The organism is Staphylococcus sp. GDX7P312P (assembly GCF_008385775.1).
GTDB lineage: Bacteria > Bacillota > Bacilli > Staphylococcales > Staphylococcaceae > Staphylococcus > Staphylococcus haemolyticus.
The window spans coordinates 18,617-32,052 of sequence record NZ_VUKI01000037.1 but is presented as its reverse complement, the minus strand read 5'-3'; the positions used below and the strand labels follow the sequence as shown (position 1 = coordinate 32,052).

Sequence of the window (13,436 nt, the reverse complement as noted above, 5' to 3'; positions counted from 1 at the left end):
GGAAGGGGTAATATTAATGAATGTTTTAGTTATCGGAGCAGGTGGTCGAGAGCATGCTTTAGCAAATAAATTGCATCAATCACCGTTAATTGATCAATTGCACGTAATTCCAGGCAATGATGCTATGGGTAATGTTGCAAGAGTGCATACTGAGATTGCAGAGTCTGATCATGAGTCAATCTTAAACTTTGTTAAAGAAAATAAGGTTGAATGGGTGGTTGTTGGTCCTGAACAACCATTAATTGATGGTTTATCTGATAAATTACGTCAATCAGGAGTTAAAGTGTTTGGTCCTAATAAGGATGCAGCTCAAATTGAAGGATCTAAGCTGTTTGCTAAAAAAATTATGCAAAAATATAATATTCCAACAGCAAAATATAAAGAAACTAATAACAAAACAGATGCGCTGGCGTATGTAAATCATTGTGATTTACCAATTGTAGTTAAAAAGGATGGTTTAGCTGCTGGTAAAGGTGTAATCATTGCTGAAACACGTGAAGACGCAATTAAAGCAGTTGAAACACTTTATCCTGAAGAACATGGTGAAGTGGTCTTTGAGCAATTTTTAGAGGGTGAAGAATTTTCATTAATGACTTTTATTAACGGGGATTATGCAGTTCCATTTGATTGTATTGCGCAAGACCATAAACGTGCTTTTGATAATGATGAAGGACCAAACACTGGAGGAATGGGTGCATATTGCCCGGTGCCACATATTACTGAAGATGTCTTGGAACGCACGAATAAAGATATTGCACAGCCTATTGCAAAAGCGATGAAAGCTGAAGGTTATGATTACTTTGGATTACTTTATATTGGTGCTATTTTAACGTCAGAAGGCCCGAAAGTAATTGAATTTAATGCGCGCTTTGGTGATCCTGAAGCTCAAGTTTTATTAAGTCGTTTGGAAAGTGATTTAATGGCTCAAATTGTTGCTTTAGATCGTAAAGAACCTATTCTATTTCAATGGCAAGAAGATTTTGTTGTAGGAGTTATGTTAGCTTCTAAAGGATATCCAGGCGCTTATGAAAAAGGAGCTAAAGTAACAGGCTTTGAATTAAATGATACTTATTTTGTGAGTGGATTGCGTAAAGAAGATGATGCATTTGTTACTTCAGGAGGCAGAGTTATATTAGCTGTTGGAAAAGGAGAAACAATTGAAGAAGCGCAAAAAGCAGCCTATAATAATGTAGAAAAAATTAAGAGTGATAATCTATTTTATCGTAATGATATTGGGAATAAAGCATTGAATAAATAAAAGTAAAAAATAGGGCGTATCCTGATGAACAGTGATACACCCTATTTTTTTATGAGGTATAACCTGATACACGAGCATCAGTAATCCCAGTGATAGGGAAGTATTGTGAAAGATAAAATGCGATGATTAATATGGCCACAACACAAATTACAAATAAAATATCTTTATAAGAAAACGGTGCTTTATAATAATATGTTCTTGGGCCATCTTTGAAGCCTTTAGATTCCATAGCAACAGACAGTTGATGCGCACGACGGATATTTTGACTTAAGATAGGTATTAATAAATGTTTTAGACGTTTAAGCCCTCTATAATTTGAAGCATCAATCATTTGATAACGCATTTTCAATGACCGTCTTAATTGAATTAATGAAGTGAAAATGAGAGGCACCATTCTAATTGCAGCCATAAATGCATATGCAATTTTTGGTTTTACTTTTAAATGTTGCATCAAACTGTAAAAAATCATTACAATTTCGGATGTCAATGCTAATAAAATACCAAACATAGAGACTGTTATAGTTCTTAGTGATAAATGTAAACCTCGTACGATGCTTTCAGTACTAATTTGAATGATCCCCCATTTAAATAACATATGCGTACCATCACCATAAAGAATCATAAATAATGATGATAATAAGGCAAATAAGACAGAGGCTAAAATAAATGCACCGGTGATTTTAAATTGAGTCCCATTGAATGCCATTAAAAAAATAAACATAATTATTGTTATATAAATCATATAATCAAAATTGTGAACGAAAATAATAAAAATAAATAATGATACACCAAGTAAAAGTTTTGTAATGATATTAACGTCATCTACAAAGGAATAATGTTTCTTCCAACGTTCAAACATTTGATTCACCTTCCTTCTCGATGAGTTGGTTGTCTTCAACTATTAAACGACGTGTTGGATAACGATGTATGATTTCAGGATCGTGAGTAACCATAATAATGGTCTGTCCATTAGAAACTCTCTCTTGGAATAGTTCAATTAATTGAAATGTATTATGGCTATCAAGTCCAAATGTAGGTTCATCAAGTAAAATGATTTCTGCTCGTGAACTAAGTGCAGTTGCCACACTAAGTCGTCGTTTTTGTCCCATAGATAATTCAAAAGGATGTTGATTTTTAACAGCTTCTAAATGTAATAACTTTAATAGTTTCATCGTTTCTTTTTCAGCGATTGATGGTTCTTGATGATTATAATGAATATATATTTCTTCATAAACTGAATTTGTTATAAATTGTAATTCTGGGTTTTGATAAACTAAATACATATGTTGAGCTGCGTCTTTAATTTTCTTTAATGTAGTATTTTTATATGACATAACGCCTTCATACTTTATTAGTTGCATCATAGATTCTAATAATGTTGTTTTACCTGTACCATTTTTTCCTGTAATAGTAATCCATTCTCCTGAACGAACAGTTAATTCGGGTACTTGGAATAAATGTTTTTTTCCTCGAATAATATTACCATTTTTGTAGGCAAATAGCGTTTCATCTGGACTAGGCGAAAATTTAGTTGATTTTGGGGCATGGTCCCAAGCTTGTGGATGCCATACACCAAATTCTGTGAGTAAACTTTCGCAATTTTTTAACACATAATCTGGTGTTCCATCTGCTATGATTTGTCCTTCATAATTCATTAAAATAACTCTATCCACGTGTTCCCAGATGTGTTCAACTTTATGTTCTACTATAAGTACAGTTTGATCAGTCCATAGTTGAATAAGTCTTTGCCATAAATCAGCTGTAGCATCTACATCTAACATGGCAGTTGGTTCATCTAAGAATAATGTATTAGCTTCTTGTAAAATAGTTTCTACAATAGCGAGTTTTTGTTTCATGCCACCACTTAAATGATTGACAAAAGTATTATCAGTAACATTTAAATCAACAGAAGCAAGAGCTTCTTCAATGAGTGGATCCATTTGACTACGTGGTACTTGTTTGTTTTCAAGAACGAATGCAAGTTCCTCATACACTTTAGGCATACAAAATTGAGTATCTGGATCTTGAAAAATGACGCCGGAGTGTGAGTCAATTTCAAGTTCATCATACTTCATCGGTAATTCAATTAGATTTGGAACGATACCACTTAATACATTTAGCAATGTGCTCTTACCAGATCCAGAAGGACCTAGTAAAAGCACTTTTTCTTTATCTTTAATTTCAATATTTAAATTATCGAAGATTTTACGTTCGCCGTTAGGATATTTTAGACGTAAATTTTTCGCTTTTAACACTTTAATTTCCCCTTATAGGTTGTCGTAGTCTTTTTGAGATGCAGGGCGGAATAATTTCGTTACACCTGTTTGGTCTAATGCTTTAACAATCAGATATGATAATAAACCTGCGATTACAATACCACTAATAGAACGGAAGATAATGAATAAAAGAAGGTTCCATCCTGCTACTTCAGCTAAATAGCCATAATAATAATCAACTGGGAATGATATTAAAGCAGTTGCTAATCCTGCTAATACAGCAACCATTAATGATCTAGATTTATATTTGAAAATAGCAAAAATAATTTCACAAGCTAAACCTTGAAGAATAGCATATACAATTGTAGGAATATCAAATTTACCCATAACGATTGTTTCACCAGCGCCTGCAGCAAATTCTGCAATTAGTGCAATACCAGGCTTAGGAATTATTAAATATGCAACGATAGCTGCCATAAACCAAACGCCATAAGTTAATTGCTCTATGTGAACACCGGCAACTTGGGCCACATTATATGCAAACCACCATAAGTTATAAATAATAGCAAATACTACTGCTAACAGAACAGTTACTAATATTTCTGAAAGCTTTAAACCTTTTGACATGTTATTTCCTCCTAAAAAAACGCACAACCATCCGTAGAAAGTTGTGCGTGAATTTAAATAAAATGCTATATGTATTTACCACAATTATTTATATTAGCAACACTTTCCTACGCTAGTTTTAACTAGTTCAGGTTCAAAGGGTTCGAGGGTAAACCTCATCTCAGTATACACACCCCTAGTGCGTTTTATATTTAATTTATTTTAAATGTATGACTTTTAAGATTTAATGTCAAGATGATTTTGCTAAGTTACAAATAAAAAGGGGGATTAGATTTGGTTTTACACTGAATACGCTATTCCCTAATACACTTAACTATTGAAATCTCTAAAATATTTGAACCTTGTATTAAAAACAAAAAACTGAGAAAAGCTCGAAAAGAGCGTTCTCTCAGTTTTAGTTAACTACTACTTTTTAGCAGTGTAGCAGTTAAATATTATATTGTTCTCAACTTCAGTGAATTGAGATTTCTTAATAATTAATCTAAAGTGTCTTGAACATCTTTTTTAGTTTGCTCGATATCATCTGATTTTTCTTCGTTTTGTTCTTTTAATTTTTCTTCAACTTCTTTTGCTTTTTTAGCATCTTCGTTTGTCATAATTAACACTCCTTGATAGATTAATGATTACAATTTAAGTTTACCCATATAAAAGTAGGATAAACTTATATAGGTCTCGAGATGTATTTTATTGTTTAATAAAGACAAGATGAACATCTTACTATATAATGAATTTTGAGGTGAACAGTATGTCTTTTCTTAAGAAACACACCGAGATAATTTTTAGTTATATTATCGGTATCGTTTCACTCTTCACGGGTCTCATAATATTAATAAACTTACCTTTAATCAATCAATTAAAAGATAAAGAAAAAGTTGAATTGAAAATTCATAATTTATGGGATTTTCTTAATGCATTCTTCAGTGAAATAATTAGAGTGATGAGTAGGTTCATAGGCAACTTTCCTATTATTAGTGCAGTCATAATTATTCTGTTTGGTATTCTTGTAATGCTTATTGGATACGCATTATTTAGAACTACGAAATATGATTACGACATCTCAATTTTCTTTTTAATTATTGGGATTTTATACTTCCTCATTTCAATTACTTTAATGACTCAAGTGTACAGTTTTTGGGCAATTATCTTTATTATTCCTTTTATAATTCACACAGGCTACATTGTATATAAAGATGAACTTAATGTTGCTAATAGAAAAAGCCATTATCTATGGATTATCTTTTCATACGGAATAAGTTATTTAATTACTCAAATTTCTCTGTACGGTAAAATTGATGCTAATGAAATTGCACCAATAGATATCTTAAGTGTAAATACATTTTTCTTAGTTATGTGGTTATTAGCGCAAGCTTCAATTTGGAATTTCCTATTCTTAAGAAGAGCTTTACCACTAACTAAAGAAGAATTGGGTGAAGAAGAACCTGAATTATCAAGAACAAGTAAGGGAAATGTTTCGAATCAGTCTAAAGTTCATTTTAAACAACTTCAAGATAAAACATCAGAATATGCACGTAAGACGAGAAGAAGTGTCGATTTAGAAAAAATCAGATCAAAACGTGATAAATTTAAAAATAAATTCAAAAATGTATTTAATATTGAAGAAGATGATATACCAAATTGGATGAGACGTCCTAAGTGGATCAAACCAGCATATGTAGAAATATTCTGTGGCTTCATTCTATTCTTATTTACATTTATCGAATTTAATAACAGAAACGCATTGTTTGTTTCTGGTGAATGGGAACTATCTCAAACGCAATATGTTGTTGAATGGGTAACATTGTTATTGTTAATGTTTGTAATCATTACTTACATTGCAACTACATTTACACATTTCTTAAGAGGTAAATATTATTATTTACAATTATTTATGATTAGTATTCTATTCTTTAAATTGTTAACTGAATTCGTAAACATTATGATTCATGGATTATTATTATCAATTTTTATTACTCCAACACTAATCTTAATGTTGATGGCGGTTATTATCGCATTTACGTTACAATTGAGAGAAAGACCTTAATTATTTCAAATTTTACTTAGGTGGAAGCGTGAAATCTATGGTGACAAAATAGACTTCGCGATCCACCTTTTTTGTTTATGTTATTTTGTGTAATGACAAATTCATATTTGTTAAAATGATAACGAATAATATTTAGAAATTTTTATAAACTTTAAACTACAAAAGCATTCAAATTAGGAGCGTTTACAAATGAAAATAGCAACTTTAAATAGAGGTAAGGAATCAAAGTATTTAAATCAATATCCACTTGTGGATGAAGATGATATTTATAACAATGATCATTTAAAAGAAGGCGATTTATTTTATCTTACGAACGGTCAAGAGCAGTACATTGCGACTGCATATGTAGGACGTCAACATAAAGGTTTAGGCTGGGTATTGAGTTATGATCAAAACGAAGTCATTAATACTTCTTTTTTCGAAAAGCAATTTCAAATTGCATTACAAGAGCGTGATTATTACTATCACATTGAAGGTACTAATGCGTTTAGACTATTTAACGCTGAAGGCGATGGTGTTGGAGGTTTAACAATCGATAATTACGATGGTCATTTATTGATTCAATGGTATTCAAAGGGGATTTATAAGTTTCGCTATAATGTCATTGAAGCCATTCAACAAGTATTTCCATTTAAGTCAATTTATGAAAAAATGCGTTTTAAAGACTCTGAATACACCGGTGGACATGTACTCGGTGAAACACCTGATTTTCCAATAGTTATAGAGGAGAATTTTACATTTTACAATATAGACTTAAATGATGGTTTGATGACAGGTATATTCTTAGATCAAAAAGAAGTACGCAAGAAATTACGTGATCATTTTGCAAAAGAGAAAGATATACTAAATTTATTTAGTTATACAGGTGCATTTTCAGTAGTAGCTGCTCAAAATTCTAAATCAACGACAAGTGTGGATTTAGCCAACCGTTCACGTAGTTTAACTGAAGAAAACTTTGGTTTAAATGGTATTGACCCTAAAAGTCAATATATATATGTCATGGATACATTTGATTTTTACAATTATGCTGCACGACATGGCAAAGTTTACGACACAATAGTTATTGACCCACCAAGTTTTGCAAGAAATAAGAAGAAAACATTCTCAGTACAAAAGAATTATGATGATTTAATTAATGGTGCATTAAGTATACTTGCTCCAAATGGCTCGTTATTATTATGTACAAATTCAAGTGCTTTCTCACTAAAAGCATTTAAGAATGTTATTAAAACAACACTTAACGAAGCGGGTGTAACATACGATATTGAGGAAGTAATGGGCTTACCTAAGGACTTTAAAACACATCCGCACTATAAACCCTCAAAATATTTAAAAGCTATATTCATTAATATCAAGCATTAAATAATAAAAAGTGGGTATAAATGTTTAATGAATGAATTATGAAAGGTGTGTCTATTAATGGGCATTATGAATAGATTTTCAAGTGGAGTTACAAATAAAGTTGGCAATAAAGTTTTAAACATTGAAGAAATTAAAGAAAAAAGTATTTTACCAACAACGAAAGAAGAAATAGCTGAGCGTAGAGCTAAAGCAGAAACAATTGTGAAGAAGAAGTCACTTTTATCTTCAGGTATGAGTGTTGTACCAATTCCAGGATTAGATTTCGGTGTAGATATTAAATTAATGAGAGATATTATTGAAGATATTAATAAAATTTATGGTTTAGATCACAAACAAGTTAATACACTTGGCGATGATGTGAAAGAACGAATTCTTGCAGCAGCTGCTATACAAGGTAGTTCATTTATTGGTAAAAAAGTGTCTAGTGCAGTACTTAAAGTGATTATTAGAGATATGGCAAAACGTGCGGCAGCAAAACAAACTAAATGGTTCCCAGTTGTGGGACAAGCTGTCTCAGCATCAATAAGCTATTATTTCATGAATAAACTTGGACGTGAACATATCGAAAAATGTGAAAAAGTGCTTCATGATATTATTTAAATTGAAAATGTTGTAGTATAATTGAAGTGAGCTTAGTGATAAAGCTAAAATAATTATCATACAAATTTGTCTTAAAATATCATTTAAACCGAAGTTGTTATAGGGATTTTAATTAGTGTTTTGTGCATATTATAAGTAAGTAAAAAATATTGAAGATTAGAATCTAATTTATACAATTTGAAACACTTGTTTATTTCTATAAAAACCGATTATAATAGTTTTTCAATCCTATTAGAATTGAATTTAGTATTATATTTTGGTAGTGTTATGGTATAAAATTATGTTAGATTATGACAAATTTGAATATTCTAACTTTGCGAAGGAGAAATAGATTATGGAACAAAAATCTTATGTAATTATCGATGAAACTGGTATTCATGCACGTCCTGCAACTATGTTAGTTCAAACTGCATCAAAATTTGATTCAGATATTCAATTAGAATATAACGGTAAGAAAGTTAACTTAAAATCAATCATGGGTGTAATGAGTTTAGGTGTAGGTAAAGATGCTGAAATCACTATCTATGCTGATGGAAGCGATGAAGCAGACGCAATTCAAGCTATCAGTGATGTCTTATCTAAAGAAGGTTTAACTGAATAATTATGTCAAAATTAATTAATGGTATTGCGGCATCAGACGGTGTCGCAATTGCTAAAGCTTATTTATTAGTAGAACCTGATTTATCATTCACTAATGAAAAAGTCACTGATACTGATGCTGAAATACAAAAATTCAGAAATGCGTTAGAAGCTTCTAAAATTGAATTAACTAAAATCAGAAATAATGCTGAAAAACAATTAGGTCCTGATAAAGCCGCAATCTTTGATGCGCATTTATTAGTACTTGATGATCCAGAGTTGATTCAACCAATCGAAGACAAAATTGCGAACGAAAAAGTGAGTGCCCCAGAAGCGCTTGATGAAGTAACTTCACAATTTATTACAATCTTCGAATCTATGGATAATGAATACATGAGAGAGCGTGCAGCAGATATTAGAGACGTATCTAAACGTGTGCTAGCACATCTTTTAGGTGTTGAATTACCAAACCCAAGTATGATTGATGAAAGTGTTGTTATCGTTGGTAACGACTTAACGCCTTCAGATACTGCACAATTAAATAAAGAATTTGTTCAAGGTTTCGTAACAAATATTGGTGGTCGTACGAGCCATTCAGCAATTATGAGTCGATCATTAGAAATTGCTGCAGTTGTTGGTACAAAATCAGTTACTAAAGAAGTTAAACAAGGCGATATGGTTATCGTTGACGGAATCACAGGTGACGTTATTGTTGACCCTACAGAAGATGAGTTAATTGCTTATCAAAACAAACGTGAACGTTTCTTTGAAGATAAAAAAGAATTACAAAAATTACGTGATGCTGAAACGGTAACAATCGACGGTGAACATGCTGAATTAGCTGCTAATATCGGTACACCTGATGATTTATACGGTGTAATGGAAAATGGTGCTGAAGGAATCGGTTTATATAGAACTGAATTCTTATATATGGGTAGAGATCAAATGCCAACTGAAGATGAGCAATTTGAAGCCTATAAAAAAGTGCTAGAAACAATGAAAGACAAACGAGTTGTAGTTCGTACATTAGATATTGGTGGCGATAAAGAGTTACCTTATTTAAATCTACCTAAAGAGATGAACCCATTCTTAGGTTACAGAGCAATTCGTCTATGCTTAGATCAACAAGATATTTTTAGAACACAATTACGTGCATTATTACGCGCGTCAGCTTACGGTAAATTAAACATTATGTTCCCAATGGTAGCTACAATCAATGAATTCCGTGATGCTAAAGCCATTCTTTTAGAAGAAAAAGAAAACCTTAAAAATGATGGTCATGACGTTTCTGATGAAATTGAGTTAGGTATCATGGTTGAGATTCCATCTACAGCTGCTTTAGCTGATATCTTTGCTAAAGAAGTGGATTTCTTCAGTATTGGTACTAATGATTTAATTCAATATACTATGGCAGCTGACCGTATGTCAGAACGCGTTTCATACTTATACCAACCTTATAACCCAGCAATTTTACGCTTGGTTAAACAAGTCATTGAAGCTTCTCATAAAGAAGGTAAATGGACTGGTATGTGTGGTGAAATGGCTGGAGACGAAACAGCTATTCCATTACTATTAGGTTTAGGATTAGATGAATTCTCAATGAGTGCGACATCTATCTTAAAAGCTAGAAGACAAATTAATGGTTTAAGTAAAAATGAAATGTCTGAATTAGCAAATCGTGCAATTAATTGTGCTACTCAAGAAGAAGTAAAAGATTTAGTTAATAACATTTCTAAATAATGATGTATTTGAAACACCTTAACTTTAGTTGAGGTGTTTTTGTATTACAAAATAAAAAACCTAACAACTAAATAGTTCCTTTTTAGCGTTAGGTTATTAGTGTGATGACTTTATGATTTAATGTGACACTTAGTGTTGATTTTATCCAAATCAACTTGATACATTGGTTCACCATCTAAGAGTATAAAAGGTGTGGCAAATGCATCGTAATCAATCATCTCTGAACGATACTTATTATTCGAGATATTTTTTTCAATGTAATCCACCTTGTGTTCTGTAAGATAATTTTTTACAAATGTACAAGGCGGGCAATCATTTTGAGTATAAATAACTAATTCCGTCAATTTAGTTCACTCCCAATTTGGTTATTATCATGAAAATTACTATATAAAATTTTTGATTCAATTGCAAACTGTGAAAATTATGTGAATTACATATTAAAAATCTTTCTTAAATTTAAGCAAAAGGATTTAGTTAGAATTTAGAACATAATATAATTTAAATTAATTGCTTTTTAAAAATTAGATATAGAAAAGGTGATAAAATTATGGATTCCGTTGAAATTAGTCGTTTCCTAACAGGTATGACTCTAGCAGTACATATCATCTTTGCGACTGTCGGTGTTGGTATGCCTTTAATGTTCGCAATCGCAGAATTTTTAGGAATTAAAAACAAGGATCCTAAATATATAGCACTAGCTAAGCGTTGGTCGAAAGGTTATACCATTACTGTGGCTGTTGGTGTTGTAACTGGTACGATTATCGGTTTACAATTATCATTAATTTGGCCAACATTTATGAAAATGGGTGGGCACGTGATTGCTTTACCTTTATTTATGGAGACTTTTGCATTTTTCTTTGAAGCTATTTTCCTTAGTATTTATTTATACACATGGGATCGCTTTAAAAATAAATGGACACACTTCATTATTAGTATACCAGTCATCATTGGTGGTTCATTCTCCGCGTTCTTTATTACTTCTGTAAACTCATTTATGAATACACCCGCAGGTTTTGAAATGAAAGATGGCAAAATGGTTAATGTACAACCGCTTGAAGCAATGTTCAATTCATCATTCCTAGTTAGGGCGTTTCATGTAGTAGCTACAGCAGGTATGACAATGGCGTTTATTCTTGCATCTATTGCGGCTTTTAAATTATTGAAAAATAAATACAACAAAGATGCAGAATATCATAAAAAGGCCTTAAAGATGACTATGATTGTTGGTTTCATATCAACATTATTGTCAATGTTAGCTGGAGACTTATCTGCTAAATTCTTACATCAAGTTCAACCAGAAAAACTTGCAGCTTACGAATGGCATTTTGATACACAATCTAAGGCTGATTTAGTATTTTTCGGAGTTTTAAATGAAAAGACTCAAGAAGTTGAAGGTGCAATCAAGATTCCAGGTATGCTTAGTTTCTTGGCGGATAACAATGTAAATACTAAAGTAGAGGGTCTTAATGACTTCCCTAAAAATGAATTACCTCCATTAATCGTTCATTATTTCTTTGACTTAATGGTAACGATGGGTGTGTTATGTTTTGTTATTTCAGGAGCCTTTATTTTAACTTTAATGATTAAAAAACTGCGTAAATACGTTACGCATAAAGGTATGCTATATGCAGTTCTTCTAACAGGGCCAGCTGCTATGTTAGCAATCGAATTTGGATGGTTTTTAACTGAGGTAGGTCGTCAGCCATGGATTGTTAGAGGTTATATGCGAGTAAGTGAAGCTGCTACTCAGGCAGGAGGAATAACACTTGTAACTATTCTATTTGGACTACTTTATCTAGTATTACTTTTTACATCTGCATATGTTTTAATTCGCATGTTCAAAGACAAGCCTGCTCAAGATGATGTAGATAAAGTCATTGAAAAAGGAGGTCATGCTTAATGGATTACACAACTATAGGTATTACCGTACTTTGGACTTTCTTATTCTTATATATCATTGTTGCTTCAATTGACTTTGGTGCAGGTTTCTTTACCTTACACACAAAATTAACTGGGGAAGAGAAAAAGATAAATCACTTAGTAGAGCGTTACTTAAATCCTGTTTGGGAAGTTACTAATGTTTTCTTTGTTTTCTTCTTTGTCGGATTCGTAGGATTTTTCCCTAATTCAGCGTTATACTTTGGTACTGTGCTATTAGTTCCTGGTTCAATTGCGTTGATTTTAATTTCTATTAGAGGAAGCTTTTACGCGTTTGAACATTATGGTCAGGATACTAAATTACCATGGATTATCATGTATGGACTTACAGGTTTGTTAATACCAGCATCATTGACAACGGTATTAACTATATCTGAAGGTGGCTATATTACTGAACGTGGTTCACATTTTGATTTAGATTGGTTTCAATTATTACTAAGTCCATTTGCATGGTCAGTCGTCTTTCTAGCAATCATAAGTGTATTATATATTTCTTCTGGATTTTTAACATATTATGCTGCGAAAGCTAAAGACGAAGTAGCTTATAAATATATGCGACAATGGTTTATTTTCTGGGGACCTCCAATGATTATTATTTCTCTATTTGTTTTCTTATCTCTAAGAATTCAAAATGCCGATCATTTTAATAATGCAGTTCAAAATTATTGGTGGATGTTTGCATTAAGCTTTATTTGTTTTGTAGTAGCCGGAATTTTAAACTTCATCAAGAAATATCATGGTCTAGCATTTATCATGGTTATATTACAAATGGCATTCGCTTTTTATGGATACGGAATAAGCAAACTACCTTACTTGTTATATCCATACATCAAAGTGAGTGATTCAGGTGTTAATGCTTCAATGGGCTTAGCACTAGTGATTGTATTTATTTTAGGTTTACTTTTATTAGTTCCATCGTTAATATTATTATTAAGATTATTTGTATTCGATAAAGAATATGTTGAAGGTAAAAAATAATTATAATAATAAAAGGGGGCTGAAATGATTAACATCTATGTACATTAACTTGGTTAGTAGTAATCTACATGATGTCGATTGTTTCAGCTTTTTCCTT

Annotated in this window: 13 protein-coding genes and 1 riboswitch; of the genes, 8 read left to right on the top strand and 5 right to left on the bottom strand. The window is 31.7% G+C overall.

What is annotated here, in order from left to right; translation table 11 throughout:
- The first annotated feature begins 16 nt into the window (after positions 1 to 16).
- Entirely contained in the window at positions 17 to 1,258 is a 1,242-nt protein-coding gene (gene purD / locus F1592_RS10365) for a phosphoribosylamine--glycine ligase (RefSeq protein ID WP_053017835.1), read from the top strand.
- A gap of 49 nt (positions 1,259 to 1,307) precedes the next feature.
- On the opposite strand, the gene F1592_RS10360 is transcribed toward purD, so the two are convergent.
- From F1592_RS10360 to graF, 4 genes are all read right to left on the bottom strand, one after another.
- Positions 1,308 to 2,117: an energy-coupling factor transporter transmembrane component T family protein gene (locus tag F1592_RS10360; protein WP_037535569.1), complete on the bottom strand. Its 810-nt coding sequence runs from the start codon at positions 2,115 to 2,117 to the stop codon at positions 1,308 to 1,310.
- Positions 2,110 to 3,513: an ABC transporter ATP-binding protein gene (locus tag F1592_RS10355; protein WP_053017837.1), complete on the bottom strand. Its 1,404-nt coding sequence runs from the start codon at positions 3,511 to 3,513 to the stop codon at positions 2,110 to 2,112. The genes F1592_RS10360 and F1592_RS10355 overlap by 8 nt, the downstream gene beginning before the upstream one ends.
- 12 nt (positions 3,514 to 3,525) lie before the next feature.
- Positions 3,526 to 4,101, bottom strand: coding sequence for an ECF transporter S component (locus tag F1592_RS10350; RefSeq protein ID WP_149809518.1), 576 nt, complete (start codon positions 4,099 to 4,101; stop codon positions 3,526 to 3,528).
- A gap of 87 nt (positions 4,102 to 4,188) precedes the next feature.
- Positions 4,189 to 4,288, bottom strand: a riboswitch (TPP riboswitch).
- Positions 4,289 to 4,577: 289 nt separating this feature from the next.
- Positions 4,578 to 4,697, bottom strand: a complete 120-nt coding sequence (gene graF / locus F1592_RS13810; RefSeq protein ID WP_107609884.1) for a glycopeptide resistance-associated protein GraF — start codon at positions 4,695 to 4,697, stop codon at positions 4,578 to 4,580.
- Positions 4,698 to 4,846: 149 nt separating this feature from the next.
- Here graF and auxA point away from each other — a divergent pair, with 149 nt between their 5' ends.
- The 5 genes from auxA to ptsP all read left to right on the top strand — a co-directional run bounded on the left by auxA (position 4,847) and on the right by ptsP (position 10,423).
- A complete protein-coding gene (gene auxA / locus F1592_RS10340; RefSeq protein ID WP_053018986.1) occupies positions 4,847 to 6,142 on the top strand; it encodes a lipoteichoic acid stability factor AuxA in 1,296 nt (431 codons plus the stop codon).
- 189 nt (positions 6,143 to 6,331) lie between these two features.
- Positions 6,332 to 7,504, top strand: coding sequence for a class I SAM-dependent rRNA methyltransferase (locus tag F1592_RS10335; protein ID WP_053017844.1), 1,173 nt, complete (start codon positions 6,332 to 6,334; stop codon positions 7,502 to 7,504).
- Positions 7,505 to 7,561: 57 nt separating this feature from the next.
- A complete protein-coding gene (locus tag F1592_RS10330; RefSeq protein WP_011276149.1) occupies positions 7,562 to 8,104 on the top strand; it encodes a DUF697 domain-containing protein in 543 nt (180 codons plus the stop codon).
- A gap of 334 nt (positions 8,105 to 8,438) precedes the next feature.
- Positions 8,439 to 8,705, top strand: a complete 267-nt coding sequence (locus tag F1592_RS10325; protein WP_011276148.1) for a phosphocarrier protein HPr — start codon at positions 8,439 to 8,441, stop codon at positions 8,703 to 8,705.
- Positions 8,706 to 8,707: 2 nt separating this feature from the next.
- Positions 8,708 to 10,423: a phosphoenolpyruvate--protein phosphotransferase gene (gene ptsP, locus F1592_RS10320; protein ID WP_037535580.1), complete on the top strand. Its 1,716-nt coding sequence runs from the start codon at positions 8,708 to 8,710 to the stop codon at positions 10,421 to 10,423.
- Between the two features lie 110 nt (positions 10,424 to 10,533).
- Here ptsP and F1592_RS10315 read toward each other — a convergent pair whose 3' ends face one another.
- Positions 10,534 to 10,767 (bottom strand): glutaredoxin family protein, encoded by a 234-nt coding sequence (locus F1592_RS10315; RefSeq protein WP_037535582.1) that lies wholly within the window; start codon positions 10,765 to 10,767, stop codon positions 10,534 to 10,536.
- A gap of 203 nt (positions 10,768 to 10,970) precedes the next feature.
- Between F1592_RS10315 and F1592_RS10310 the strand changes: the two genes are divergently transcribed.
- The gene (locus tag F1592_RS10310; RefSeq protein WP_016930740.1) at positions 10,971 to 12,323 is read left to right on the top strand and encodes a cytochrome ubiquinol oxidase subunit I; all 1,353 of its coding nucleotides are present in this window, start codon (positions 10,971 to 10,973) and stop codon (positions 12,321 to 12,323) included.
- Positions 12,323 to 13,339 (top strand): cytochrome d ubiquinol oxidase subunit II, encoded by a 1,017-nt coding sequence (locus F1592_RS10305; protein WP_149809519.1) that lies wholly within the window; start codon positions 12,323 to 12,325, stop codon positions 13,337 to 13,339. Before F1592_RS10310 ends, F1592_RS10305 begins: the two co-directional genes overlap by 1 nt.
- Positions 13,340 to 13,436: the final 97 nt, after the last annotated feature.